Genomic DNA, 25,958 nt, shown 5'->3' on the forward strand with positions numbered 1-25,958 from the left:
ATGCAGGGCCTCAACCTGTCCCAGCCCGGCCTGAAGCACGACCCGCAGTGGTTCAAGAAGGCGGTCTTCTACGAGGTGCTCGTCCGCGCCTTCGCCGACTCCAAGGGCTCCGGCGCCGGTGACTTCACCGGGCTGATCAACCGGCTCGACTACCTCCAGTGGCTCGGGGTCGACTGCCTGTGGCTGCCGCCGTTCTACGCCTCCCCCCTGCGCGACGGTGGCTACGACATCGCCGACTACAAGGCGGTGCTGCCCGAGTTCGGGACGCTGCCGGAGTTCACCGAGCTCGTCTCGCAGGCGCACGCCCGCGGCATCCGCATCGTCACCGACTTCGTCATGAACCACACGAGCGACCAGCACCCGTGGTTCCAGGCGAGCCGCGCGGAGCCCGACGGCCCCTACGGCGACTTCTACGTGTGGTCCGACACCGACGACGGCTACGACGACGCGCGCATCATCTTCGTCGACACCGAGGTCTCCAACTGGACCTTCGACCCGGTGCGCCGGCAGTTCTTCTGGCACCGCTTCTTCAGCCACCAGCCCGACCTCAACTTCGAGAACGAGGCCGTCCAGGAGGCGATGTTCGACATCGTGCGCTTCTGGATGGACCTCGGCATCGACGGCTTCCGGCTCGACGCGGTCCCCTACCTCTTCGAGGAGGAAGGCACCAACTGCGAGAACCTGCCGAAGACGCACGAGTTCCTCGCCCGGCTGCGCGCCATGGTCGACGCCGAGTACCCCGGTCGCATCCTGCTCGCGGAGGCCAACCAGCCGCCTGCGGAGGTCGTCGACTACTTCGGCACCGAGGAGGCGCCGGAGTGCCAGATGTGCTTCCACTTCCCCGTCATGCCGCGCCTCTACTACTCGCTGCGCGAGGAGAAGGCCGCGCCGATCATCGACGTGCTCGCCGACACCCCGGCGATCCCGAGCGGCACGCAGTGGGGCACCTTCCTGCGCAACCACGACGAGCTGACGCTGGAGATGGTGACGCCCGAGGAGCGCGCCGCGATGTACGGCTGGTACGCCCCGGACCCGCGCATGCGCGCCAACGTCGGCATCCGGCGCCGGCTCGCTCCCCTGCTCGACAACTCACGCCCTGAGATCGAGCTCATCCACGCGCTCATCCTGTCGCTGCCCGGCTCGCCCTGCCTCTACTACGGCGACGAGATCGGCATGGGCGACAACATCTGGCTCACCGACCGTGACGCCGTGCGCACCCCGATGCAGTGGACGCCCGACCGCAACGCCGGCTTCTCCAGCGTCGACCCGGGCAAGCTCTACCTGCCCGTCATCAGCAGCCTCGTCTACCACTACAACAACATCAACGTCGAGGCGCAGATGGCGTCGTCGGCGTCGCTGCTGCACTGGGTGCGCGGCATGCTCCAGATCCGGGGGCGCCACCCCGTCTTCGGGCTCGGTGACTTCCAGGTCGTCGAGGCCGACAACGACGCCATCCTCGCGTTCACGCGCACCATGGAGGCCGACGGCAACGAGCCCGGCGAGTCCGTGCTGTGCGTCAACAACCTCTCGAGCCGCCCGCAGGCCGCGACGATCCAGCTGCCCGAGCACCTCGCGGGCCGCGAGCTCATCGACCTCTTCGGCGGCAGCGGCTTCCCGTGGGTCGCGAGCGACGGGCGCGTCACCCTGACGCTCGGCTCGCGCGACTTCTTCTGGCTGCGCCTGCGCGGCGGGGAGGACCACGGCTGATGGCGATCGTGCACAAGGGCGCGAGCATCGTGCCGACCAAGACCGAGATGGTCACCGAGTGGATGCCGCGCCAGCGGTGGTACCACGGCAAGGGTCACGTGCCGCAGCTGCGGCGCGTCGGCGGCTTCCGCTTCGAGGACCCCGACGGCGAGGTCGGCTGCGAGACGCTGCTGCTCGCCGACGAGGCCGTGACGCCCGCCGTCGTCTACCAGGTCCCGCTCACCTACCGGGCCGCGCCGCTCGAGGGCGCCGAGCACGCCCTGCTCGGCACGATGGAGCACAGCGTCCTCGGCACCCGCTGGGTCTACGACGCCCCGCACGACCCGGTCTACGTCGGCCAGCTCATGGCGACGATCCTCGGGGCCGGCGTCTCCGACGAGGCCCAGGCCTCGGTCGGCAGCAACGCCCTCGCGACGGGCTCCTCGACGGGTCGCGCCCACGGGTCCGTGTCGTCGGCCACCGTGCTGAGCGGCGAGCAGTCCAACACCTCGATCATCTGCCGCATGACGGCGCCGGGCGGCGGTCCCGCCGAGCCCGTCATCGTCAAGGTGTTCCGCACCCTCCAGGACGGCGACAACCCCGACGTCGTCGTGCAGTCCGCTCTGACCGCCGAGGGTTCCGACCGGGTCCCGATGGCGATCGGGCACCTCTCCGGCGCCTGGGACTCCCCCGCCGACGGGTCGCCCCTGCACGGGCACCTCGCCTTCGCGCAGGAGTTCATCCCGGGAGTCGAGGACGCCTGGCGCGTCGCCCTCGTCGCCGCGGCGTCGGGCACGGACTTCACGGCCCGGGCGCGCGACCTCGGAGTCGTGACCGCCGAGATCCATGGCGCGCTCGCCTACTCCCTCGGCACCCACGAGGTGACCCCGGAGGCCCGCGAGGCCGTCGTCGCGTCGATGCGACAGCGGTATGCCGCGGCCGTGGCCCTCGTGCCCGACCTCGCCTCCCGCTCGGCCGCCGTCGACCGCGTCGTGGAGTCGGTCCGCGACGTGCACTGGCCGCCGCTGCAGCGCATCCACGGCGACTACCACCTCGGACAGGTGCTCGACGTGCCCGAGCGGGGTTGGGTGGCCCTCGACTTCGAGGGCGAGCCGCTGCGCCCGCTCGCCGAACGCGTACTCCCCGACCTCACGGCGCGCGACGTCGCCGGGATGCTGCGCTCGTTCGACTACGCCGCCGGCTCCGTGGCGCTGGCCGAGTCCCCCGTCGACGCCACGGCCTGGGCCGCCGCCTGCCGGGCGGCGTTCCTCGACGGCTACGCCTCCGTCGCGGGCGCACCCGACGCCGACGCCCAGGCGCTGATCCGCGCGCTCGAGCTCGACAAGGCGCTCTACGAGGTCGTCTACGAGGCGCGCAACCGGCCCACGTGGCTGCCGATCCCGCTCGGCGCCGTCGAGCGGCTCACCACCGAGGAAGGCACGCCATGACCACCGACACCACCCGGGGCCCTTCCCTGGACGACGCGGCCATCACCGCCTTCCTCCAGGGCCGCAACGGACAGCCGCACGACCTGCTCGGCCACCACGTCGGCCCGGGCGGCCTGACCATCACGGCCTACCGCCCGTACGCGACCCGCGTCGGCGCCCGGCTCGACTCCGGCGAGCGCGTCGAGCTGCAGCACGTCCGGGACGGCATCTGGTCGATGACGTCTCCCGACTTCGGCACGACGCACGACTACCGCCTCCTCGTCGAGTACGGCGACGGCGTCGAGCACGAGCAGGACGACCCGTACCGCTTCGCGCCGACCCTCGGCGAGATCGACCGGCACCTCATCAACGAGGGACGCCACGAGCAGCTGTGGACCGTCCTCGGCGCCCACGTGCGCCACTACCCCGGACCCCTCGGCGACGTCTGGGGCGTGTCCTTCGCCGTCTGGGCGCCCCGCGCCAAGGCCGTCCACGTCATCGGCGACTTCAACGACTGGGACCGTCGCTCGCACCCCATGCGCGCCCTCGGCGAGAGCGGCATCTGGGAGCTGTTCCTGCCCGGTGCCCAGGAGGGGATGAACTACCAGTTCGCCGTGCGCGGGCCCGACGAGCTCGTCCGGCTCAAGAGCGACCCGATGGCGCGCATGACGGAGGTCGCCCCCAAGCAGGCTGCCATCGTCACCGAGACCCACTACGACTGGCGCGACGACGACTGGATGGAGCGTCGCCGCACGAGCAACGCGCACCAGGGGCCCATGAGCATCTACGAGGTGCACCTCGGCTCGTGGCGCCAGGAGCTGGGCTACCGCGGTCTCGCCGAGCACCTCGTCAACTACGTGCGCGACCTCGGCTTCACCCACGTCGAGTTCCTCCCCGTCATGGAGCACCCCTACGTGCCCTCGTGGGGTTACCACGTCACCGGCTACTACGCCCCGAGCTCGCGCTGGGGCCGCCCTGACGACTTCCGCTACCTCGTCGACGAGCTCCACCGTGCCGGCATCGGTGTGCTGCTCGACTGGGTGCCGGGCCACTTCGCCACCGACGAGTGGGCCCTCGCCCGCTTCGACGGGCTGCCGCTCTACGAGCACCCGGACCCGCGCAAGGGATGGCACCCCGAGTGGGGCTCGAACATCTTCGACTACGGCCGCCCCGAGGTGCGCAACTTCCTCGTCGCCAACGCGCTCTACTGGCTGGAGGAGTACCACATCGACGGTCTCCGGGTCGACGGCGTCGCCTCCATGCTCTACCTAGACTACGCCCGCAACCCGGGCGAGTGGATCCCCAACAAGGACGGGGGCCGGGAGAACCTCGAGGCCGTCGAGCTGCTCAAGGAGACCAACGGCACCGCCTACAAGCGGGTCGGCGGCATCGTCACGATCGCCGAGGAGTCGACGACGTGGCCCGGCGTCACGAGGCCCACCGACCAGGGCGGCCTCGGCTTCGGCTTCAAGTGGAACATGGGGTGGATGAACGACTCGCTGAAGTACCTCGGCGAGGAGCCCATCTACCGCAGCTACCACCACGGTAAGCTGACGTTCTCGCTCATGTACGCGTTCGACGAGAACTTCGTCCTGCCGATCAGCCACGACGAGGTCGTCCACGGCAAGGGCTCGCTCCTGCGCAAGTCGCGCGGCCCGCGCGAGGAGCAGGTGGCGACGCTCCGCGCCTTCCTCGCCTACCTCTGGTGCCACCCCGGCAAGCAGCTGCTCTTCATGGGCTGCGAGTTCGGCCAGGAGTCCGAGTGGTCCGAGGGCCGCAGCCTCGACTGGTGGCTGCTCGAGCAGCCGCTGCACTACCGCGTCCACAACCTCGTCAAGGACCTCAACGGGATCTACCGCAGCCACCGCGCGCTGTGGGAGCTCGACGCCGACCCCTCGGGATTCGAGTGGCTCGAGGCCGACGACGCCGCCCACAACACGTTCTCGTGGCTTCGCTTCGGCACCGGCGACCGCGCGACGGACGCCCCCGTCGTCGCGTGCGTCATGAACTTCAGCGGCGAGACGCAGCAGTCCTACCGGATCGGCGTGCCGCGGGGCGGGAGGTGGACGGTCGTGCTCGACACCGCCGGCTACCACCCCGACGCGCCGAGCAGCACCGGTCTCGTCGTCGAGGCGCGCCAGGAGGCGTGGCACGACCAGCCGTATGCCGTCGACGTCACGGTGCCGCGCCTGTCGACCGTGTGGCTCGTCCCCGTCGACGAGCCCACGACCTCGGCGGTCGCAGGTGCCTCGGGGAGCTCGGCGGTCACCGCGACGGTCGACGGGGCTGCCACCGGTTCCGCATCCAGCGCCGTCGCCCCAGCACCTGCCGCCACGACCACGAACGGAGACCCCTCATGACCCACCCTCGCGCCGGTCAGCCGGCACAGGCCGAGGACCTCGTCGACGTCGACGCGCTCGTCGGCGCCTACTACGACCGCCACCCGGACGTCGACGACCCCGACCAGCAGGTCGCCTTCGGCACGTCGGGGCACCGGGGGTCGAGCCTGCGCACGGCCTTCAACGAGGACCACATCCTCGCCACGACGCAGGCCATCGTCGACTACCGCGTGTCGCAGGGCTTCGACGGTCCGCTCTTCATCGGGCGCGACACGCACGCCCTGTCCGAGCCGGCATGGCGATCGGCGCTCGAGGTGCTGGTGGCCAACGGCGTGCAGGTGCTCGTCGACGACCGTGACGGCTACACGCCGACGCCCGCGGTGTCGCACGCGATCCTGCGCGCCAACCGCGGGAAGGCTTCCGGGGCAAGCGGTCTCGCGGACGGCATCGTCGTCACGCCGTCGCACAACCCCCCGGCCGACGGCGGTTTCAAGTACAACCCGCCGCACGGCGGCCCGGCCGACACCGACGCCACGTCCGTCATCGCCAAGCGTGCCAACGACCTCATCCGTGGTGGGCTGCGCGACGTCCGCCGGGTGTCCTTCGAGCAGGCACGCGGCGAGGCCGGCTCCTACGACTTCATGGGCACCTACGTCGACGACCTCCCCAACGTCGTCGACCTCGCCAAGGTCCGCGAGGCCGGCGTCCGCATCGGCGCCGACCCCCTGGGTGGCGCGTCGGTGGCCTACTGGGGCGAGATCGGCGAGCGGCACGGGCTCGACCTCACCGTCGTCAACCCGCGCGTCGACCCGCAGTGGGCGTTCATGACGCTCGACTGGGACGGCAAGATCCGGATGGACTGCAGCTCCCCCTCGGCGATGGCCTCGCTCATCCACGCCAAGGACGCCTACGACATCTCGACGGGCAACGACGCCGACGCCGACCGGCACGGCATCGTCACCCCGGACGCCGGGCTGATGAACCCCAACCACTACCTCGCCGTCGCCATCCAGTACCTCTACGGCGGGGCGCGCCCCGGCTGGCCGGCGACCACGGCCATCGGCAAGACCCTCGTGTCGTCCTCGATGATCGACCGCGTCGCCGGCGACCTCGGCCGCACGCTGCTCGAGGTCCCTGTGGGCTTCAAGTGGTTTGTGCCCGGCCTGCTCGACGGCTCGGTGGGCTTCGGCGGCGAGGAGTCCGCCGGCGCCAGCTTCCTGCGCCAGGACGGCACCGTCTGGTCCACCGACAAGGACGGCATCCTGCTCGCGCTGCTGGCCTCCGAGATCCTCGCCGCGACCGGCAGGACCCCCAGCCAGCACTACGCCGAGCTGACCGCGAGACACGGCGACCCGGCATACGCCCGCATCGACGCCGCCGCGTCGCGCGAGGAGAAGGCCAAGCTCGGTGCCCTCTCCCCCGACGACGTGACCGCGGAGACCCTTGCGGGAGAGCCGATCACGGGCAAGCTCACCGAGGCTCCCGGCAACGGCGCCAAGATCGGCGGCCTCAAGGTCACGACGGAGAGCGCGTGGTTCGCCGCGCGTCCGTCGGGCACCGAGGACGTCTACAAGATCTACGCCGAGTCCTTCCAGGGACCCGAGCACCTCGCGCGCGTGCAGGCCGAGGCCAAGGACGTCGTGTCGGCGGCCCTCGGCGGATGAGCGACCCCGACGAGACCGGTCCGCGCGGCCGGCTCCTGCTCGTGACGGCGGCCCGGGCCTCGGCCCGGGCCGCTCTCGCATCCGCCGTAGCCGCACGGCTCGAGCGCGCCGTCGTCGTGGACGGGGCGGTGCTCGAGCAGGCGCTCACCGCCGGCGACGTGCCCGGCTGGGACGAGCCTCCGACGCCCGAGCAGCTGCGGCTGCGGCTGCTGCGCTGGTCGGCGGCCCTCGCCGTCGCCGAGACCTACCAGCTCGAGGGGTTCGACGCCGTCGTCGCCGAGGACGCGCTCGGCGACCGCCTCGAGGACTTCCTCGACCTCGTCGAGCCCGAGCCCGTGCACGTCGTCGTCGTGCGCGACGGGGCCGACCCGCGCACCCCGCACTGGGGGCTCTGGGTCGACACCGAAGGGGCCGAAGGGGCCGAAGGGGCCGAAGGGGCCGAAGGGGCCGAAGGCACGGACGGCACCGCCGACGACGTGGTGGCGCGCCTGTCGGACGCCCTCGTCCTCACCGCCGAGACCGACTGACGTCGCCGACGCGCCCTGGCGCCACCGACCCGCTCTGTCGGCACCGAGCCACTCTGTCGGCACCGCGGTGGCACGACAGCGCCGAGCCACCCCTACCCGGGTGGCTCGGCGCTGTCGGCGTGGCTCGGAAGCCTCTAGAAGAGGGCGCTCATGAGGGACTTGCGGGCCCTGGCGACCCGCTCGTCGGTGACCCCGACGACCTCGAAGAGCTCGACGAGGTGCTCACGGGCCTTGTTGCGGTCGGCGTCGGCCGTGACCCGCACCGTGTCGATGAGGCGCAGGAACGCGTCCTCGACGTGGCCACCGAGCAGGTCGAGGTCGGCGACGAGGATCTGCGCGTCGACGTCGGTCGGCGCGGCGGCCGCGGCGGCGCGAGCGGCCTGGAGGTCGGCGCCCTGGGTGCGCTGCATGAGGCCCACCTGGGCGAGGCCGAGCTTGGCGTCGGTGTCGGCCGGGCTCTGCGCGAGGGCCTCGCGGTAGGCCGCGGCGGCGGTGTCGAGGTCCCCGGCCTCGATGGCGTCGAAAGCCTTCTGGTGGAGCGGCGGCAGGGGCTGCTCCGGCTCGGGCTCACCGGCCTCGGCAGCGGCGCCGTCGCCCCCCGGGACGGTGCCCGTGACGCCGTGCTGGGCCGCGAGCTGCAGGACCTGGTCGATGACGGCCGCGACCTGCGCCTCGGGCTGCACGCCCTCGAAGAGGGGGACGGGCTGGCTCTGGACGAAAGCGAAGCTCACGGGGACGGCCTGGACCTGGAAGGCCTGCAGGATCGTCGGGTTGGCGTCGACGTCGACGGTCACGAGCTGGAAGCGGCCGCCGTAGCGGCGCGCGACCGAGCCGAGGGTCGTGACGAAGTCGGCCGACTCCTGGAGCCGCGGTGACCACAGCACCATGACCACGGGGTGCCGGTCCGAGGCCGCGATGACCTCGCGGATCGAGGCGTCAGTGCCCTCGATGACGAGGCCAGCACCGTCCGCGGAGGTGGAGGCCGCGCCGGATGCGGGGCCAGCCGGCGGGGCCGGACGCTTGAGCGATGACAGGTCGACGGCACCGCGAAGTGCTGCTGCGGTGAATGGCTGGTGACTCATAGATCAATCCTGCCTCACCGACCCGAGCCGGCGACGAGCTGGTCGGACGCGGCGACGATGCGCGCCTGTCCCGACGCGGGGATGACGACGGCGATGATCTCGTTCGAGGTCAGGTTGGCCTCGGTCGTGATCTGCTTGATGCCGGTCAGGAGCGTGAGGTCCTTGGCCGGGGTGAGCTTGACGGGAGTCCGCATGGCGATCGCGTCGTTGCGCACGAGGTGGGCGAAGACGATGGCGCCCTTGCCGTCTTTGAGCCGCAGACCGCCGATGATGCCCTTGGGCTCGTGCTCCTGGGTGAAGGCGCCCTGGTTGTTGAGGGCCTGCGACTGGGCGCGGGCCGACTGGCGCAGCTGCTCCGAGAGGGGGTCGGCGGCGAGCACCTTCGTGGCCGTCGGCTCCGGGAACTTCACCGAGGCGGCGAAGGCCGCGACGACGTCGTCGGGCTTGGCGCTGAGGCCCGAGCCGTCCCCGACGGCTGCCGAGCCGTCGGTCGTCGGGTCGAGCGCGTCGAGCTTGGCGTCGGGGAGCATCGGCGTCACGGCCGCCGCCTTGAACGGCGCGCCGGACTGACCGCCGACGAGCAGCACGAGGACCGCGGCGCCCGTCTTCTTGAGGGTCGTCTGCGCGAGCACCTGCTGGGGGGTGTCACCACTGCGGGAGATCGCAAGCACCTTGACGCCGGTGGTCGCGAGCTCGGCGTCCGCCTTCTCTGCCGCCGTGCGGCCGGGGAGCGTCTTGGCGTACGCGTTGGCCGACTCGAGGGCCGCGCCGACGAACGCCTTGTCCCGGGCTGCCGCGCCGGCAGCCGTCCCGTCGAGGGACGACGTCGCCGCTGCACTCACGGCCGAGGCGGCCGTGGTCTGGGCCGAGTCCGGGGCGACGGCAGGGGTGCCCGCGGCGCTGCTGGTGCCGTCATCGGAGTTGCCGGTGCAGGCGGAGAGCATGGCAGCACAGGCGAGCGCGGCGGCCAGAGCACGTCGACGGGTCGCGGTGCGGGGCATGGAAAAGCCTTTCGGTGACACAGGAGGACAGGCCGAGCACGCTCGGCCGCGACCCACGATACGCAGGCACCGTGCTGGATCCCCAATCCGTCGAAGCGGCTCGCCGGGGACATTTCCGGACGGTCCGGGCGCGGATCGTGCGCAGGAGACGGATCGGTGTCAGGCCGGTCACGCCGCGCCCGATGCGCCTGATGACCGATATGCGCATTTCGTCCTGCACGCTTCAGGCGCGCCGGATCATCCTCACCTCGGGCGTCCCGGTGGCCGGGTGCACGTCACGCCCGCCCTCGAGGGCGAAACCGCGGCGGGAGTAGAAGGCCCTCGCCCGGGCGTTGCCGTCGACGACCCACAGCGTCGCGTCCCTGGCGCCGAGCAGCTCGTCGAGGAGCCGGTCCGCGACACCCGTGCCGCGGGCCGGTGCGGCCAGGTTCACGGCATACAGCTCCCACTCGGTGGGCGCGTCCTCGTCACGGCTCGGCCCGGCGCTGCCGAAGCCCGCGAGCTGGCCGTCGGGACCGACGACGACGAGCGTGCCGCCGGGCTCGTCCGCCGGGCGCGCCGCGATCCGACGCCAGTTGTCGGCGCAGCGTTCGTCACTGAGCCCCGCGAGGTAGTCCGCGGGCATGAGGCCGGCGTACGCGTCCCGCCAGACGGCCATGTGGACGCGACCCAGCTCGTCGCAGTCCTCGATCGCGAGCGGCCGCAGCTGCCAGTCCGGCTCAGTCATCCTGCTGACGACCGAGGGCATCCTCGAGACGCTCGAGCTTGCCGTCCAGCTCGCCGGTCCACCCGGGCCGGATGTCCGCCTTGAGCACGAGCCCCACCCGCGGCGAGGTCTCGGCGAGCACGTCGCAGCACTGCTTGACGACAGCCATGCACTCGTCCCACTCCCCCTCGATCGTCGTGAACATCGCATCGGTGCGGTGCGGCAGGCCCGAGTCGCGCACGACGCGGATGGCTCGGGCGACGGCGTCGGACACCGATCCGGTGTCGTCGGCCGCGACGGTGGGGGCGACGGAGAAGGCGATCAGCATGCGATCACCGTATGCCGCCGGCGGACCTGTCGCACGGCCACCCCCAGCCCTGCCTCGACCACGCGCCGGCTCAGAAGGCCTTCCTCATCGTCAGTGCCTCCTCGATGATCTCGAAGCCGAGGTCCTGGTTGATGCGGACCATCCAGGGGTTCTGCTCGTCGTTCATCGTCTGGACCGAGCGTCGTTCCGGCGCAAGGCGGCCCAGCTCCCTGAGGTTGGCCGCCTTGACGGCCATGCCGAGGCGGTGACCCCGGTGCTCCGGCAGCACGAGGGTGCCCCACTGGAAGACGACATCAGGGTCTCCGGACGGGACGGCGAGGTCGGTGTAGGCCGCGACGACCCCCGTCTCGCGGTGCACCGCGACCGCCGTGACCATCGTGCGACCGGTGTCGCGCAGGTGGGCGAGCAGCGTCTCGTAGTCCTCCACTGTCATGGACTCCGGCTCGAACTCGACGTCGCCGGTGGGTGCGTCAAGGATGAGCCGGTTCGAGGCGTCGCAGACGCCCTGGCGGAGCTCGTCCGGCACGCCGTCGACGTGGACGGTGAGCTCGAACAGGTCGCCCATGGCCTCGGCGGCCCGGGACTCGTGACCGGCCAGGACGTCCGAGTCGACAGGTAGCGGCAGCGAGCGCACGATCTCGACGCTCGACACGGCATACCCACGCTTCAGGGCGAACTCGCGGTCCGCGTGGGACTCACGGTCGCCGACGGGGACGAAGACCTCGGTGAGCAGCATGTGCCGACCCGCCGTCTCCGCGCGCTGCTCCGCCCACTCCGCGAGCGCCGAGCCCACGCCCTGACGGCGGTGCTCGGGGTCGACCTCGAGCTGCGACCAGGACTTGTCGAGGTTGTCGCGCTCCGGGAGGAAGAGCCGGACCCACCCGACAGGCGCGCCGTCGACGACCGCCACCGCGGTCTCCTCTCGCTCGCCCGGGAACGAGAAGCGCGCCATCTTGAGGAACTCCTCCTCGGTGCGCTGGATGGGCTGCACGCGCGAGACCGCCTCGCTGCGCGTGGCCACGCCGTGGAGCGCCTTGAGCATGACGTCGTCGTCACGGTCGAGCGGGATGATGTCCATCCCTCGACGGTGACACCGGGGGCCGTTGCCGCGCCAACGAATTACGTATGCCGCGTGCCCCGCACACGGCTGAGCCTCGCTCCCCGACGGGGCCCCTCCTGGTCGTGCATGAGATCGGGCGCCAGGTGCGTCATGACGACATCAGCTGCGCGACCACGCGCACGACCTCGCGCCGCACTCAGCGTGGACGGTGTGGCGGCGCGACTCCGTCAGGTGCCGAGCTGCTCGAGGAGGCGGTCGGCGGCGGCATACGGGTCGATGCGTCCCGCGACGACGTCGCGGGCCAGAGCGGTCACGCCCTCGCGGCCACCGAGGTGACCGAGCCGGGTGCGCAGGGTGGCTAGCGCGATCGTCTCGATCTCGTCGGCGACCCGGCGCTCACGGCGCCGGTCGAGCTCGCCGTCCTCCTCGATGAAGGCCCGGTGCTTGTCGAGCGCCTCCATGACCTCGTCGATGCCGATCTTCTGTGCCGCAACGGTTTTCACGACCGGCGGACGCCACAGGCCCGGCTCGGTGCGGTCGCCGAGCGAGATCATGTGGCGCAGGTCGCGCACCGTCGCGTCGGCGCCCTCGCGGTCGGCCTTGTTGACGACGAAGACGTCGCCGATCTCGAGGATGCCGGCCTTGGCGGCCTGGATGCCGTCGCCCATGCCCGGCGCGAGGAGCACGACGGAGGTGTCGGCCAGACCGGCGATCTCCACCTCGGACTGCCCGACCCCGACGGTCTCGACGAGCACGACGTCGCAGCCCGCGGCGTCGAGCACGCGGATGGCCTGCGGCGTCGTGAAGGACAGCCCGCCGAGGTGCCCGCGCGAGGCCATCGAGCGGATGTAGACCTCGGGGTCGAGCGCATGGTCCTGCATGCGGATGCGGTCGCCGAGCAGGGCGCCGCCGGAGAAGGGCGAGCTCGGGTCGACCGCGAGCACCCCCACCCGCAGGCCCCGCTCGCGGAACGCGCCCACGAGCGCCGTGGTCGTCGTGGACTTGCCGACACCGGGCGAGCCGGTGATGCCGATGACCCACGCGTTGCCGGCGTGCGGCGCCAGCGCGGCCATGACCTCACGCAGCGAGCCGTGGCCGTCCTCGACGAGCGAGATGAGCCGGGCCACGGCGCGCGGAGAACCCGCCCTGGCCGACTCGACCAGGGCGGGGACGTCGACGGATCGGCGTGCCACGAAAGAGGATTCGACCGTCAGGCGCTCTTGGGCACGCGGACGATGAGGGCATCGCCCTGGCCACCGCCACCGCAGAGCGCGGCCGCACCGACACCGCCACCGCGACGCTTGAGCTCGAGCGCGAGGTGCAGCGCGATGCGGGCGCCGGACATGCCGATCGGGTGGCCGAGCGCGATGGCGCCGCCGTTGACGTTGACCTTGTCGACGTCGATGCCGAGCTCCTTGGCCGAGGCGAGGCCCACGGCCGCGAAGGCCTCGTTGATCTCGACGAGGTCCAGGTCGGCGGGCGTGATGCCCTCCTTCTCGCAGGCGCGCGCGATGGCACGGGCCGGCTGCTGCTGGAGGGTCGAGTCCGGTCCGGCCACCATGCCGTGCGCACCGATCTCGGCGAGCCACGTCAGGCCCAGCTCCTCGGCCTTGGCCCGGCTCATGACGACGACCGCGGCGGCGCCGTCGGAGATCTGCGAGGCGGAGCCGGCCGTGATCGTGCCGTCCTTGCTGAAGGCCGGGCGCAGGCCCCCGAGTGACGCGGTCGTCGTGTCGGCGCGGATGCCCTCGTCGCTCTTGAAGACGACCGGGTCGCCCTTGCGCTGCGGGATGTTCACCGGGACGACCTCGTCGTCGAAGAGCCCGTCCTTCCACGCCTTGGCGGCGAGCTGGTGGCTGCGCGCCGAGAACTCGTCCTGCTCCTCGCGGGTGAAGGCCTGCGAGCCGGTGTTGGCCTGCTCGGTCAGCAGCCCCATGGCCTGGTCCGTGAAGGCATCCCACAGCCCGTCGTAGGCCATGTGGTCGCGCATCGTCACGTCGCCGTACTTGTAGCCCTCGCGCGACTTCGTCATGAGGTGTGGAGCGTTCGTCATCGACTCCTGGCCGCCGGCCACGACGACGTCGACCTCGCCGGCGCGGATCAGCTGGTCGGCCATGGCGATGGCGTTGATGCCGGAGAGGCAGACCTTGTTGATCGTCAGCGCGGGAACCGTCATCGGGATGCCTGCGGCGTGCGCGGCCTGACGGGCCGGGATCTGGCCGGCGCCGGCCTGCAGCACCTGGCCCATGATGACGTACTCGACCTGCTCCGGGGCGACGCCCGCCTTCTCGAGAGCGCCCTTGATGGCAACGCCACCGAGGTCCGATCCGGAGAAGTCCTTGAGCGAGCCGAGCAGGCGCCCCATGGGGGTCCGGGCACCGGCGACGATCACGGAGGTGGGACGGTCAGCAGTCATGGGTGAAGCCTCTTCCGACGTCTTTGGGGGTGTCCGGACAACTGTAGTCGGGGCGCCTGCGAGGCTCCCGACGAGCATGACCAAGCGCACACGTCATACGCGGGTCATATGCCGTCACGCCCCCTACGTTGGGAACCATGAGCGCCACTCCCGACCCCCTCTTCACCCACATCGACCACGTCGGCATCGCCGTGCCCGACCTCGACGCGGCCATCGCGTTCTACGAGGAGAAGTACGGCATGACGATGCTGCACGAGGAGACCAACGCGGAGCAGGGCGTGCGTGAGGCGATGATGGGCGTCGGTGCCTCCGGGTCGTGCATCCAGCTGCTCGCACCGCTCTCCCCCGAGTCGACGATCGCGAAGTTCCTGGACCGCAGCGGCCCAGGCATCCAGCAGCTGGCCTACCGCGTCAGCGACATCGACGCCGTGTGCGCGACGCTGCGCGAGCGCGGGCTGCGGCTGCTCTACGACACCCCGAAGCGCGGTACGAGCGACAGCCGGGTCAACTTCATCCACCCCAAGGACGCCGGCGGCGTCCTCGTCGAGCTCGTCGAGCCCTCAGCCCAGGCCCACTGACGCGTCGACGCCGGCCTGCCGGGCGGCGAGCTCGCTCTCGGTCAGCACGACGAGTGCGGCCGTCCACGCGAGCGGCGCCGGCCCGGCGGGGCTGCCGTCGGGCAGGACCTTCTCGGGCAGGCTCCCCCAGCTCGTGCAGTGGCGCTCGAGCCAGGTCATCCAGTGCTCGGCGACGAGCGGGTGCCCGGACGCCGCGGCGGTGTAGGCGACCATCGCCGTCTCGGGGGTCCAGGACACGCCGTCACTCTTCCAGTCGACGCCCGGCGCCAGCCCGCCCGCTCCCCGCAGCGCGAGGACCGGGTAGCGGGCCCAGGCCCGCTCGGCCGCACCGTCCCCGAGGTCGGCGAAGGGCGGCATGAGCATCGCCACGGCGGCGTCGAGCCCGCCGGTGTGGCCGTGCCGCTCGTAGTCGGGCCCGAACTCCGAGCGGATCAGGGCCCGCAGGCCGCTCGCGGCGTGCGCGGCTCGACCAGCCCGTCCGCCGTCGCCCTCCGCGGCGAACGTCCGGGACGCCGCCTCGAGTCCGGCCGCCAGCGGTGCGGCCGTGCCCAGGGTGACCCGCCGCTCGGAGACCTCCCAGTAGTCGGGAGACACCTCCGGCAGCCGCCTGCCACCGTCGGTCTGCGCCATGGAGAAGGCGAACGCGCGGTCGCGCAGGCGCCGGAGCGCCGGCGGCAGCACCCGGTCGGCGCTCACCGCCCGGACCCTCTCGAGCGACCAGAGGACCCACCCGGCGCCGTCGGTCTGACGTGGACGGTCGTCCGGCGGCCCCGACCCGTCGAGCCGGTAGCGGGCCTCGAAGCCGCCGTCCGGGAGCTGGACCCGCGCGAGGAAGTCCAGCACCCGGCGGGCGTCGGCCTCGTGGCCCGTCTCGGCATAGGCGACGGCCACGAACGCGGAGTCCCGCGGCCAGGCATACGCCCACGGCCCGTCGGGCCCGGCCGCGACGGCGCCGTTCGGGCGGGTCAGGGCGTGGAGGTCCCGCAGCGCCTGCGCGGTGACGTCCGTGCGCGGTCCGGCCACGGGGACCGTCCCGTCGGCGACCCAGACCGCCTCTGCCACCGGGTCGACCAGCCGCGCGCCGAGCGTCGTCGGGGCGAGCACGGACCGCGCCCGCCAGCCGGCGTCGTTGCGCAGGACCGGCAGGGGCTCCTCGTGCGTGAGCCGCGGCACGAGGCCGCAGCCGGCCACGACCACCGCGGCCAGGGCGCCCAGCACGGCACGTCGCACGCGCACCTCCCCTCGATCCCGGTCCGAGCTCCCCGTGGACCGGGCGCCAGTGTGGCACGCGACGGGCCGAGCCGCCTGAGGATCGGCCGGGCGGCCCGTAGCATCGGCTGCCATGGAGGTGACACGCCGGCAGGCCCTGACCGCGGCGGCCGGGGCGGCCGTCGGTGCGGCGGGCGCAGTGGGCGCCCTCCGGCTCGAGGAGCACCTCGACCAGGACACGCCACTGCCCTTCTACGGCAGCCCCGTCAGCGCGATCCGACCGGACCGGTCCGCGCCGGCAGCGGCGGCGGGATCGGTCGTGTGGGCGGGCTCGGGCACCGAGCGTCACGTCGCGCTGACCTTCGACGACGGTCCCCACCCGGACTGGACGCCGCGCGTGCTCGCGGCGCTCGCGGCCGAGGACGTGCCGGCCACGTTCTTCTGCCTCGGCCGCGACGTGCGCGACCACGGCGACCTGCACCGCGAGAGCGTCGGACGCCACGAGCTGGCCAACCACACCTTCGAGCACCCCGACCTGGGGCGGCACGACTGGGCCGAGTGCCGCGACGAGATCGAGCGCACCAGCCGCCTCATGAAGGACACGTACGGCGTCGCCCCCACGCTCTTCCGACCGCCGTACGGGCACGTCGGCGGTGCCGCCCTGCTCGCTGCCGCGGAGGCACGCCTGACGACCGTCCTGTGGTCCGCCCAGGCGCGCGAGGACCTCGTCGCGGACCGTCCGGACGGCATCGTCGAGGACATCGCGGGGCAGGTGCGGCCCGGCTCCATCGTGCTCGCTCACGACACGGGGTCGCAGGACCGCCTCGTCACCATCGACCGGCTGCCCGCGATCATCCGCCGGCTCCGCGACGACGGCTACACCTTCGTCACGGTCTCCGCCCTGCTGGCCGCCAGCGCGAGCGCCACGACCGCGAGCCACGGGTAGGCGGGCCACAGGGCCAGACGCTCCAGGCCACCCACCCACGTCGCGCCACCGAGGCGCAGGCCGAAACCGGCGGCCGCAGCGAGCGTCACCGCACCGACGACGAGCCCCGAGCCCGACACTGCGCGGCCCACGACCCGTGACCGCCGCAGCGCCACGGCCGTCACGAGGACGGCGAGCGGCTGCAGCACGAAGACGGGCAGCGCGGCGACGACGTGCCAACTGGGCTGCTGGTCCACCGGCACCAGACCGACCGCAGCGGCCGCGAGCGCCGAGACGACCCACAGCACGACCGCCGCCGTCGCCCACCGCCCGGCACCGAGGGCGGGCCGCAGGAGCACCGCACCCGCCGCCCTGAGCAGCCCGAAGACGACGAAGGCCGCGTTCATCCCGACGTGCCACGGCGAGCACACGTCGACGAGCGACCCCGCGTGGCCCGGCGAGCAGGTCAGCATCCCGAGCGCACTGATCGTGTCGTCCCGCAGTGAGTAGGCCGCCGAGGCGCCGGCCGCGACGAGGAGCTCGGTGAGCAGGTAGGCCGGCTGCGCGAGCCAGCACGCCACTCCCGCGATCTGTCGTCGCACGCGCTGACCGTACCCCGTCGACGGATGCGTCCGACCGGACCGACGGACCGCCAGAGCACGGCGGCACGGCGGTGACCAGGTGGGGCGACCACACGGCATACGACCTCGTGGCGGTCCTGCGGACCACCTGCCCGACCCGGGCCGGGGCTCGTGACCCAGGTCACCTGTGGTGGCCGTCTCAGAACGGGCTACCCGCGGGTCACGTCTCGCTACGTTCGGTGGCACCACGCACTGGCTCGACACTGCCTCGACCCACCAATGACGCTGCGACGTAAGGACCTTCAATGCAGGCCATCCGCGACGCCATCCTCTCCGGCGACCGCACCCAGGAGACCTACGCGAACATCGAGATCCCCGCGACCTATCGCGGGGCCACCGTCCACAAGGACGAGGTCGGCATGTTCGAGGGGCTCGCCACGCGCGACAAGGACCCCCGGAAGTCCCTGCACATCGACGAGGTACCCGTCCCCGAGCTCGCGCCGGGCGAGGCGCTCGTCGCCGTGATGGCGAGCGCCATCAACTACAACACCGTGTGGACCTCGATCTTCGAGCCGGTCTCGACGTTCGGCTTCCTCGAGCGCTACGGCCGCATGTCGGAGTTCTCCAAGCGCCACGACCTGCCCTACCACGTCGTCGGCTCCGACCTCGCGGGCGTCATCCTGCGCACCGGACCCGGCGTCACCAAGTGGAAGCCGGGCACCGAGGTCGTCGCGCACTGCCTGTCGGTCGAGCTCGAGGACGCCGAGGGCCACAACGACACGATGATGGACCCGCAGCAGCGGATCTGGGGCTTCGAGACGAACTTCGGCGGCCTCGCCGAGCTGGCGGTCGTCAAGGCCAACCAGCTGATGCCCAAGCCCGCCCACCTGACGTGGGAGGAGGCGGCCTCGCCCGGGCTCGTCAACAGCACCGCCTACCGCCAGCTCGTCTCCAAGAACGGCGCCGCGATGAAGCTCGGCGACCGGGTCCTCATCTGGGGCGCATCGGGCGGCCTCGGCTCCTACGCCACCCAGATGGCCCTCGCCGGCGGCGCCACCCCGATCTGCGTCGTCTCCTCGCCCGAGAAGGCCGAGATCTGCCGCTCCATGGGCGCCGAGCTCATCATCGACCGCAACGCCGAGGGCTACCGCTTCTGGAACGACGAGGGCACCGAGCAGGACCCGCGCGAGTGGCAGCGGCTCGGCAAGAAGATCCGCGAGCTCACCGGGGGCTACGACGTCGACATCGTCTTCGAGCACCCGGGCCGCGAGACCTTCGGCGCCAGCGTCTACGTCGCGCGCAAGGGCGGCACCATCGTCACGTGCGCCTCGACGTCGGGCTACATGCACGAGTACGACAACCGCTACCTCTGGATGAACCTCAAGCGGATCGTCAGCTCGCACTTCGCCAACTACCGCGAGGCGTGGGAGGCCAACGAGCTGATCAACCGCGGCCTCATCCACCCGACGCTGAGCAAGACCTACACGCTCGACGAGGTCGGCCAGGCGGCGCTCGACGTCCACCGCAACGCCCACCAGGGCAAGGTCGGCGTGCTGACGCTCTCCCCCGAGCCGGGCCTGGGCGTCACCGACCCGGACAAGCGCGCGGGCTTCGCGGCGGCGATCAACCGGTTCGCCGACCAGTAGGCCGCGCGACCCGAGCGACCCGAGCGACCCGTCACGACGAGGGCCGGCCCACCGTCACGGTGGACCGGCCCTCGTCGCGTGCGCTAGTCGTGGTGACCAGGGCGTCAGCGCGCGTCGAGCACCCGCGTCAGCTGCTCCTCGGTGTCGTTCGCCAGCTTCTCGAAGACGAGCTTCATCGCGGGCGCCGCGAGGTTGGCGAGGCCGTGCATGTCGAGGTCGGCGTGGTAGGTGATCTCGCTGCCCTCGCCGGACGGCAGCACGGTGATCGTGTCGGTCGAGGTGGCGCTGTCGTTGCGGCCGACCAGCACGACCCGCGAGTCGGTGAGCTCGGTCAGCTCGTAGTCAAGCTCGGTCGTCACGCCGGCGATCTTGGAGACGTTGTGCCACCGCGAGCCGACCGCGACGGGTCCGTCGCCGACGCGGGTGCACGACTCCGTGCCCGGGTCCCACTCCTCGGCGTTCGCGAAGTCCTTGAGGTAGTCGATGACGGCCGCCGGTGCGGGTCGGACGGTGAAGCTGCGGGTGACGCTGGGCATGGGTGCTCCTCGTGCTGGGCTGGGTGCGTGGCGGTCGGGTGGCGCTCGGGGCGTCACGGAGTTCTCATTCACCCCTGCCGTACCCGTATGCCGGGTGCCTCGGATCGCCGGCGCACCCGGCCCCGCCGTGGCGGGTCCGGAACCGGGCTGACACGCCTCGGTCATCCCGGGCTCGCGCGAGGCGCCTGACGTAGGCTCGCGACCGTGAGCATCTGGGGACGGTGGACGCGCTACCGCCGCGCCCAGCGCGCCCGGATGGACGAGTTCCGGGCCCGCGACCTCGGCTTCGACGAGAACGCCTCGCACGCGGCCTACGGCGCCCCCGCGGCGCCGGGAGATTCACAGGACGCACGCCCCGACACCGGTCCGTCGGCGGCGCGGTCGCCCGAGCCTGACCTCCTGGCCGACGCGCTCCCCCTCGACACCACCGAGGCCGACACCACGGGCGCCGACAGCACGGGCGTCGACACCGGTACCAGGGGCGCCGGCACCGAGCCGACGCCGCCGGGCGTGGCCGCCCCGCCCGCCCTGTCCGCCCCGTCCGCCCCGTCCGACGCACCCGGCGACGGCAAGCGGGGCAAGGGACCGCGCAAGGACTTCGGCCAGAGTGGCACACCCTTCAACCGGCAGTCGCCCTTCTACATCGGGTTCGTGGGCGCCATCGGTGTGCTCACGGCCTACGCCGTCGTGCAGGCCGTCGGTCGTCTCGGCACGGTCATCACGCTGCTCGTCATCTCCTTCTTCCTGACGCTGGCGCTCAACCCGCTCGTCGAGGCGCTGACCCGCCGCAGCGTGCGTCGCGGCTGGGCCGTGACCATCGTCTTCCTCGGTGTCCTGGCGGTCTTCACGCTCGTCGGGTGGGTCGTCATCCCACCGGTCGCCCAGCAGGGCAGCGAGCTCGCGACCAACGCGCCGCGGATGTTCGACAACCTGCTCGCCAACCCATGGGTGCAGGACGTCGATCACCGATACCAGCTCGTCCAGCGCATCCAGGAGGAGGTCAACAAGCGGGTCGCCGACGGCAACCTCTGGGCGGGCGTCTTCGGCGGGGTCCTCGACGCCGGCAAGGTCATCGCGTCCGGCGTCTTCAGCGGCCTGACCGTCCTCGTCCTCACCCTCTACTTCCTGGCCTCGCTCCCGGCGGTCAAGCAGGCGGCATACGCCCTCGTCCCGGCCAGTCGCCGGCCGCGCACCGTGTCGCTGGCCGAGGAGGTCATGCGGCGCGTCGGGTCCTACGCCATCGGCCAGGTGGCGGTCGCCGCGATCAACGCGTTCTTCGCCTGGATCATGATGAGCCTCATCGGCCTGAAGTTCGCGGCCGTGCTCGCCGTGGCGGTCGGCTTCCTCGGCCTCGTGCCGATGATCGGCGCCACGCTCGGCGCGTCGGTCGTGGCCATCGTCGCGTTCTTCGACGAGCCCAAGAAGGCGCTCATCGTCATCATCTACTTCATCGTCTACCAGCAGATCGAGAACTACGCCGTCATGCCGCGCATCATGCAGCGGACCGTGGCGGTGCCGGGGGCGGTGACCGTCGTCGCCGCGCTCGCCGGGGGCGCGCTGCTCGGCATCCTCGGCGCGCTTCTGGCGATCCCCTTCGCCGCGGGCGCGCTGCTGCTCTACGAGGAGGTCCTCGTTCCCCGGCAGCGTCGGCACTAGCGGCGGCCCTAGGCTTCGGCGCCCACCGATGGCGTATGCCGTGTGGTCGGCGAGGGCACGGCCGGTGCCGTCGCGGAGGGGTCCGTGTCGCGCTGCTCCAGCGCGCTGACGACGGCGGCCATGTCGAGGCCACCCAGCCCGGCAGCCTCCGTGGCACGGAACAGCTCCCGGGTCGCGTCGAGCAGGGGGCTCGCGGCCCCGACGCCACGGGCCGCATCGGCGATGAGGCGCGTGTTGGTGTGCACGTCCTTGACGGCCGCCTGGGGCTCGAAGTCTCCGGCCACCAGCTTGGCCAGCTTCACGCAGGACACCGCGCTGGCCATGGGTCCGGAGTCGAGTGCCCTCCGGAACAGCTCGAGGTCGAGGCCGAGTCGGTCGGCGAGGTGGTAGGCCTCGGCCAGCCCGGCGACCATGGTGCAGAGGTAGAGGTTGACCGCCAGCTTGGTGCCGGTTCCGGCGGGCACGGCGCCGCAGCGCAGGACCTCGCGACACATCGGCGCGAGCAGGGGCTCGACCCGGTCCAGCACGGCCTCCCGGCCGGCCACGAGCGCGACGAGCTCGCCGCGCTCGGCAGGGATCCGCGAGCCCGAGACCGGCGCCTCGACGTAGTCACCGCCGGCCGCCTCGACGTCGCGCCCGAGCCCGGCCGAGTATCCCGGCGACGTCGTGCCGAGGTGCACGACCGTGCGACCCGAGACCATCGCGTCGAAGGCGTCGGTGGCGCGCTCGAGGACCGCGTCGATCGCAGCCTCGTGGGCCAACATGAGGAACACGACGTCGCTCGACGCGAGGACGGCGGCCGGCGAGGGCTGCGCCGTTGCCCCGAGCGCCACGAGCGCCTCGACCGCCTCCGGCGACCGGTTCCACACGGACAGAGGCGTGCCCGAGCGACGGAGGTTCGAGGCCATGGGGCGGCCCATGATGCCCAGACCGATGAATCCGACCCTGACGTCCACGACGACCTCCACCCACGCCCAACTCACTATGACAGTCGTCATAGTAGCGCCGTAGTCATGACAGGTGTCATAGTCGGACCAGCATCGAGCACCGGAGGGCAGATGGCAGCCACCAGCCGCGGGCACCGCGAGCGCATCGTCTACGAGACCGCCCAGCACCTGCGCCGGTCCGGGGTCGGGGGCACGGGCCTCCGGCAGGTGGTCGCCGATGCCGGGGCGCCGCGCGGCTCCCTCCAGCACTACTTCCCGGGCGGCAAGGACCAGCTCGTCGGCGAGGCGCTCGACTGGGCCGGCACGTGGGCGGCTCAGCGGGTCGAGGAGCACGTCGCCCGGATGAGGCGTCCGACGCCCGCACGGCTCTTCACGGCGATGACCCAGGACTGGGCGCGCGACCTCGAGGCCCGGGACCACGCACGCGGCTGCCCCGTCGCAGCGGCGGTCGTCGACTGCGCCGACACCAACCCAGCGGTGCGGGAGGCCGCTGCGTCGGCCCTCGAGACGTGGCGGCGGCCCATCACCGCTGCACTGGTGTCCATGGGACGCCCCCGGCGCCGGGCCGACGCGCTGTCGACCCTCATGCTGTGCGCCCTCGAGGGCGCCATCGTGCTGGCGCGCGCCCAGCGCGACACGGCCCCCCTTCGCCTCGTGGCCCGAGAGCTCGCACCGGTCCTCGACGCCTGACTGCGTCGACCCGGCCCCACGGGCTCCGGGTCGAGAGGGACGTCAGCGGTAGGAGTTGCCGGGCGGCCGGGCGTCACGGCGCTGCCAGCACCCGGTGTGCCAGTGCCGCCGGTCGCCGAGACCGCCGACGCCCTCCGCCGGCCACACGACGACGTGCGGCACGCCGGGCGGGATGTCCTGCTGGCAGCCGGGGCACAGGTAGTCGCGGGTGGCGGTCGCCCCGCTCACGGAGCGCACGGTCCAGCGCGTGCCGGCATACGACTCCTCGCGGGTCGATCCGCCCTGGATCCGCGTCACGTCCAGCGGCACGTGCTCGCGCGCGTGCTTGCTGGGACGACGGCGCGAGGGCATGGACCCAGCGTAGGTGTCAGGCGTAGGTGCGGAAGCCGCGCCCCGTCTTGCGCCCGAGGTAGCCGGCCGTCACGAGGTGCTCGAGCAGCGGCGCGGGCGCGTAGCCGCGCTCGCGGAACTCGAGGTAGAGCTCGCGCTCGATGGCGAGCGACACGTCGAGGCCGACGACGTCGAGCAGCTCGAAGGGGCCCATCGGCAGGCCGCAGCCGGTCTTCATCGCTGTGTCGATGTCGTCGGCCGTCGAGTAGTTGGCCTCGAGCATCTTCACGGCGTCGTTGAGGTAGGGGAAGAGCAGCGCGTTGACGATGAAGCCGGCGCGGTCGCCGCACGTGACGGCGTGCTTGCCGACCGTCGCGCAGAGCGCCTGGACGGTGGCCACGACGTCGTCGGCGGTCGAGACGGTGTGCACGACCTCGACGAGCTTCATGACCTGCGCCGGGTTGAAGAAGTGCATGCCGATGACGTCCTGCGGACGCTTCGTCGCGGCCGCGCACTCGACGACGGGCAGCGAGCTCGTCGTCGTGGCGAGGATCGCACCGGGCCGGCAGATCTCGTCGAGGTTCTCGAAGAGGGCACGCTTGACCGAGAGGTCCTCGACGACGGCCTCGACGACGAGGTCGACCTGGGCGAGGTCCTCGAGCCGCGTCGTGCCGCGGACGAGGGCGAGCGCCGCGTCGCGCTCCGCCTCGGTGGCCTTGCCGCGCTGGACGGCCTTCTCGAGGCTCTTGGCGAGGGCGGCGCGCACGGCCTCGACCTTGGCGTCGCTGCGCGCCACGAAGGTCACGTCGAGTCCGGCCTTGGCGAAGACCTCGACCATGCCGGTCGCCATGGTGCCCGAGCCGACGACGCCGACGGTCCGGACGGGACGGGTGCCCGCGACCGTGCCGTCGACACCCTGGGGCGTCAGGGAGTCCTCGACGACCTGCGAGCTGCCCGGAGCGGCGTACGTGTAGAAGCCCCGGCCGCTCTTGCGGCCCTTGAGCCCGGCGCTGACCATCTGCTTGATGATCGGGCTGGGGGCGTGCAGGCGGTCGCGGCCCTGCTTGTACATCGTGTCGAGGATCTCGTAGGCCGTGTCGAGGCCGATGAGGTCCATGAGGGCGAGCGGACCCATCGGGTAGCCACAGCCGAGCTTCATCGCGGCGTCGATGTCCTCGCGCGTGGCGTACTTGCTCTCGAACATCGCGACGGCGTGGTTGAGGTAGCCGAAGAGCAGCGCGTTGGCGATGAAGCCGGCCTTGTCGCCGACGATCACGGGCTTCTTGCCGAGTCGCTCGGCGAGCCCCTTGACGTCCTCGAAGATCTCGTCGCTCGTGATGACGGTCTTGATGACCTCGACGAACTGGAGCACCGGGGCGGGGTTGAAGAAGTGCATGCCCACGACGCGCTTGGGGTTGATCGTCGCGACGGCGATCTCGGTGACGGGCAGCGAGCTCGTGTTGGTCGCGAGGATCGCGTCGTCCGAGACGATGGCGTCGAGCTTGGCGAAGATGTCCTTCTTGAGGTCGAGGTGCTCGGGCACGGCCTCGACGACGAGCTGGCACTCCTTGAGGTCGGCCATGTCGCTCGTGAACTGCACCCGGGCGTGCAGCGCTGCCTGGTCCTGCTCGCTCAGCTTGCCGCGCGACACGGCGCGGTCGGTCGAGTGCTGCAGGACTCCCCTGCCCTTCTCGACCGCCTCGTCGGTGACCTCGACCGCGACGACGTCGATGCCGTTGCGGGCGAAGACCTCCACGATGCCGGCACCCATGGTGCCGAGTCCGATGACGCCGACCTTGGTGAACTCACGAGCCATGGGCGAGAGTCTCGCAGAGGGGCCGCCCCGGCCACACCCGTCCGGGGCGTGACGCTTCCCACGCGCCCTCCCTTAGGGTGGTCCGGTGCGTCTCGTCATAGCCCGGTGCAGCGTCGACTACGACGGTCGTCTCACCGCCCACCTCCCGCTCGCGACCCGGCTGCTCGTCGTCAAGGCCGACGGCTCGGTCCTCGTCCACAGCGACGGCGGCTCCTACAAGCCGCTCAACTGGATGTCGCCGCCCTGCACGATGGCCGAGGTCGACCCCGACGAGGGACAGACGGGCGAGGGGGTCGTCGCCGTGTGGCGCGTCCAGCACGCGAAGAGCGAGGACCGCCTCACCGTCCTCATCCACGAGGTGCTGCACGACTCCGACCACGAGCTCGGCGTCGACCCCGGCCTCGTCAAGGACGGCGTGGAGGCGCACCTGCAGAGGCTGCTCGCCGAGCACATCCACACCCTCGGCCACGGCTGGTCGCTCGTGCGCCGCGAGTACATGACGGCCATCGGGCCCGTCGACATCCTCGCCAAGGACTCGACCGGCACGAGCGTCGCCGTCGAGATCAAGCGACGCGGCGAGATCGACGGCGTCGAGCAGCTGACCCGCTACCTCGAGCTGATGAACCGCGACCCGCACCTCGCGCCCGTCACCGGCGTCTTCGCCGCGCAGCAGATCAAGCCGCAGGCGCGCACGCTCGCCGAGGACCGCGGCATCCGCTGCGTCGTGCTCGACTACGACGCCCTCAAGGGCATCGACGACGCGGAGTCGCGCCTCTTCTGACCGACCGACGGCGTATGCCGTGCGGCC

The 25,958-nt window shown here is 72.0% G+C and carries 24 protein-coding genes; 11 read left to right on the forward strand and 13 right to left on the reverse strand.

What is annotated here, in order from left to right; translation table 11 throughout:
• Genes treS through IEY30_RS07760 form a run of 5 tightly spaced genes read left to right on the forward strand, consistent with a single transcriptional unit; the run spans position 1 to position 7,643 of the window.
• Complete coding sequence (gene treS, locus IEY30_RS07740; RefSeq protein WP_030195029.1) at positions 1-1,707, forward strand: maltose alpha-D-glucosyltransferase; 1,707 nt, start codon at positions 1-3, stop codon at positions 1,705-1,707.
• Complete coding sequence (locus IEY30_RS07745) at positions 1,707-3,134, forward strand: maltokinase N-terminal cap-like domain-containing protein (protein WP_030195028.1); 1,428 nt, start codon at positions 1,707-1,709, stop codon at positions 3,132-3,134. Before treS ends, IEY30_RS07745 begins: the two co-directional genes overlap by 1 nt.
• Positions 3,131-5,473 (forward strand): 1,4-alpha-glucan branching protein GlgB, encoded by a 2,343-nt coding sequence (gene glgB, locus IEY30_RS07750; protein ID WP_081920360.1) that lies wholly within the window; start codon positions 3,131-3,133, stop codon positions 5,471-5,473. Before IEY30_RS07745 ends, glgB begins: the two co-directional genes overlap by 4 nt.
• Positions 5,470-7,116: a phosphoglucomutase (alpha-D-glucose-1,6-bisphosphate-dependent) gene (pgm, locus tag IEY30_RS07755; RefSeq protein ID WP_030195022.1), complete on the forward strand. Its 1,647-nt coding sequence runs from the start codon at positions 5,470-5,472 to the stop codon at positions 7,114-7,116. The genes glgB and pgm overlap by 4 nt, the downstream gene beginning before the upstream one ends.
• The gene (locus IEY30_RS07760) at positions 7,113-7,643 is read left to right on the forward strand and encodes a hypothetical protein (RefSeq protein WP_030195018.1); all 531 of its coding nucleotides are present in this window, start codon (positions 7,113-7,115) and stop codon (positions 7,641-7,643) included. The genes pgm and IEY30_RS07760 overlap by 4 nt, the downstream gene beginning before the upstream one ends.
• Positions 7,644-7,777: 134 nt before the next feature.
• Here IEY30_RS07760 and IEY30_RS07765 read toward each other — a convergent pair whose 3' ends face one another.
• From IEY30_RS07765 to IEY30_RS07795, 7 genes are all read right to left on the reverse strand, one after another.
• Positions 7,778-8,725 carry a tetratricopeptide repeat protein gene (locus IEY30_RS07765; RefSeq protein WP_030195015.1) on the reverse strand — a complete coding sequence of 316 codons (948 nt, stop codon included), beginning with the start codon at positions 8,723-8,725 and terminating at the stop codon, positions 7,778-7,780.
• A gap of 14 nt (positions 8,726-8,739) precedes the next feature.
• Positions 8,740-9,726 (reverse strand): DUF8094 domain-containing protein, encoded by a 987-nt coding sequence (locus tag IEY30_RS07770; RefSeq protein WP_229674898.1) that lies wholly within the window; start codon positions 9,724-9,726, stop codon positions 8,740-8,742.
• A 223-nt stretch (positions 9,727-9,949) separates the two neighbouring features.
• A complete protein-coding gene (locus IEY30_RS07775; RefSeq protein WP_052358353.1) occupies positions 9,950-10,453 on the reverse strand; it encodes a GNAT family N-acetyltransferase in 504 nt (167 codons plus the stop codon).
• On the reverse strand, positions 10,446-10,760 hold the full coding sequence (locus IEY30_RS07780; protein ID WP_030195005.1) for a thiamine-binding protein: 315 nt from the start codon (positions 10,758-10,760) through the stop codon (positions 10,446-10,448). The genes IEY30_RS07775 and IEY30_RS07780 overlap by 8 nt, the downstream gene beginning before the upstream one ends.
• A 70-nt stretch (positions 10,761-10,830) precedes the next feature.
• Positions 10,831-11,838, reverse strand: a complete 1,008-nt coding sequence (locus IEY30_RS07785; RefSeq protein WP_030195003.1) for a GNAT family N-acetyltransferase — start codon at positions 11,836-11,838, stop codon at positions 10,831-10,833.
• A gap of 209 nt (positions 11,839-12,047) precedes the next feature.
• The gene (gene meaB, locus IEY30_RS07790; RefSeq protein ID WP_030195001.1) at positions 12,048-13,013 is read right to left on the reverse strand and encodes a methylmalonyl Co-A mutase-associated GTPase MeaB; all 966 of its coding nucleotides are present in this window, start codon (positions 13,011-13,013) and stop codon (positions 12,048-12,050) included.
• A gap of 17 nt (positions 13,014-13,030) precedes the next feature.
• Positions 13,031-14,236, reverse strand: a complete 1,206-nt coding sequence (locus IEY30_RS07795; RefSeq protein ID WP_030195000.1) for an acetyl-CoA C-acetyltransferase — start codon at positions 14,234-14,236, stop codon at positions 13,031-13,033.
• A 137-nt stretch (positions 14,237-14,373) separates the two neighbouring features.
• Between IEY30_RS07795 and mce the strand changes: the two genes are divergently transcribed.
• On the forward strand, positions 14,374-14,814 hold the full coding sequence (mce, locus tag IEY30_RS07800; protein WP_030194997.1) for a methylmalonyl-CoA epimerase: 441 nt from the start codon (positions 14,374-14,376) through the stop codon (positions 14,812-14,814).
• Here mce and IEY30_RS07805 read toward each other — a convergent pair.
• A complete protein-coding gene (locus tag IEY30_RS07805; RefSeq protein WP_229674899.1) occupies positions 14,797-16,044 on the reverse strand; it encodes a glycoside hydrolase family 15 protein in 1,248 nt (415 codons plus the stop codon). The two genes, mce and IEY30_RS07805, sit on opposite strands and share 18 nt — an antisense overlap.
• Positions 16,045-16,156: 112 nt before the next feature.
• Between IEY30_RS07805 and IEY30_RS07810 the strand changes: the two genes are divergently transcribed.
• Entirely contained in the window at positions 16,157-16,969 is an 813-nt protein-coding gene (locus IEY30_RS07810; protein ID WP_030194992.1) for a polysaccharide deacetylase family protein, read from the forward strand.
• On the opposite strand, the gene IEY30_RS07815 is transcribed toward IEY30_RS07810, so the two are convergent.
• Positions 16,900-17,550 (reverse strand): DUF998 domain-containing protein, encoded by a 651-nt coding sequence (locus IEY30_RS07815; RefSeq protein WP_162180985.1) that lies wholly within the window; start codon positions 17,548-17,550, stop codon positions 16,900-16,902. The two genes, IEY30_RS07810 and IEY30_RS07815, sit on opposite strands and share 70 nt — an antisense overlap.
• A 284-nt stretch (positions 17,551-17,834) precedes the next feature.
• On the opposite strand from IEY30_RS07815, the gene ccrA reads away from it, so the two are divergent.
• A complete protein-coding gene (gene ccrA / locus IEY30_RS07820) occupies positions 17,835-19,175 on the forward strand; it encodes a crotonyl-CoA carboxylase/reductase (protein ID WP_030194985.1) in 1,341 nt (446 codons plus the stop codon).
• Between the two features lie 104 nt (positions 19,176-19,279).
• Here ccrA and IEY30_RS07825 read toward each other — a convergent pair whose 3' ends face one another.
• Positions 19,280-19,711: an SRPBCC family protein gene (locus IEY30_RS07825; protein ID WP_030194983.1), complete on the reverse strand. Its 432-nt coding sequence runs from the start codon at positions 19,709-19,711 to the stop codon at positions 19,280-19,282.
• Between the two features lie 204 nt (positions 19,712-19,915).
• On the opposite strand from IEY30_RS07825, the gene IEY30_RS07830 reads away from it, so the two are divergent.
• A complete protein-coding gene (locus IEY30_RS07830) occupies positions 19,916-21,367 on the forward strand; it encodes an AI-2E family transporter (protein ID WP_229674900.1) in 1,452 nt (483 codons plus the stop codon).
• 8 nt (positions 21,368-21,375) lie between these two features.
• On the opposite strand, the gene IEY30_RS07835 is transcribed toward IEY30_RS07830, so the two are convergent.
• Positions 21,376-22,323 carry an NAD(P)-dependent oxidoreductase gene (locus tag IEY30_RS07835; protein ID WP_229674901.1) on the reverse strand — a complete coding sequence of 316 codons (948 nt, stop codon included), beginning with the start codon at positions 22,321-22,323 and terminating at the stop codon, positions 21,376-21,378.
• Between the two features lie 102 nt (positions 22,324-22,425).
• Between IEY30_RS07835 and IEY30_RS07840 the strand changes: the two genes are divergently transcribed.
• Complete coding sequence (locus tag IEY30_RS07840) at positions 22,426-23,004, forward strand: LmrA/YxaF family transcription factor (protein WP_030194975.1); 579 nt, start codon at positions 22,426-22,428, stop codon at positions 23,002-23,004.
• Positions 23,005-23,046: 42 nt separating this feature from the next.
• On the opposite strand, the gene IEY30_RS07845 is transcribed toward IEY30_RS07840, so the two are convergent.
• Both IEY30_RS07845 and IEY30_RS07850 read right to left on the reverse strand, forming a co-directional pair.
• Positions 23,047-23,355: an Rv1322 family protein gene (locus IEY30_RS07845; RefSeq protein WP_030194966.1), complete on the reverse strand. Its 309-nt coding sequence runs from the start codon at positions 23,353-23,355 to the stop codon at positions 23,047-23,049.
• Positions 23,356-23,371: 16 nt separating this feature from the next.
• Entirely contained in the window at positions 23,372-25,150 is a 1,779-nt protein-coding gene (locus IEY30_RS07850) for a 3-hydroxyacyl-CoA dehydrogenase family protein (protein ID WP_030194964.1), read from the reverse strand.
• Between the two features lie 85 nt (positions 25,151-25,235).
• On the opposite strand from IEY30_RS07850, the gene nucS reads away from it, so the two are divergent.
• The gene (gene nucS / locus IEY30_RS07855; protein WP_030194960.1) at positions 25,236-25,931 is read left to right on the forward strand and encodes an endonuclease NucS; all 696 of its coding nucleotides are present in this window, start codon (positions 25,236-25,238) and stop codon (positions 25,929-25,931) included.
• Positions 25,932-25,958 lie beyond the last annotated feature (27 nt).

The organism is Terrabacter tumescens (assembly GCF_014646815.1).
Taxonomy (GTDB): Bacteria; Actinomycetota; Actinomycetes; order Actinomycetales; family Dermatophilaceae; genus Terrabacter; species Terrabacter tumescens.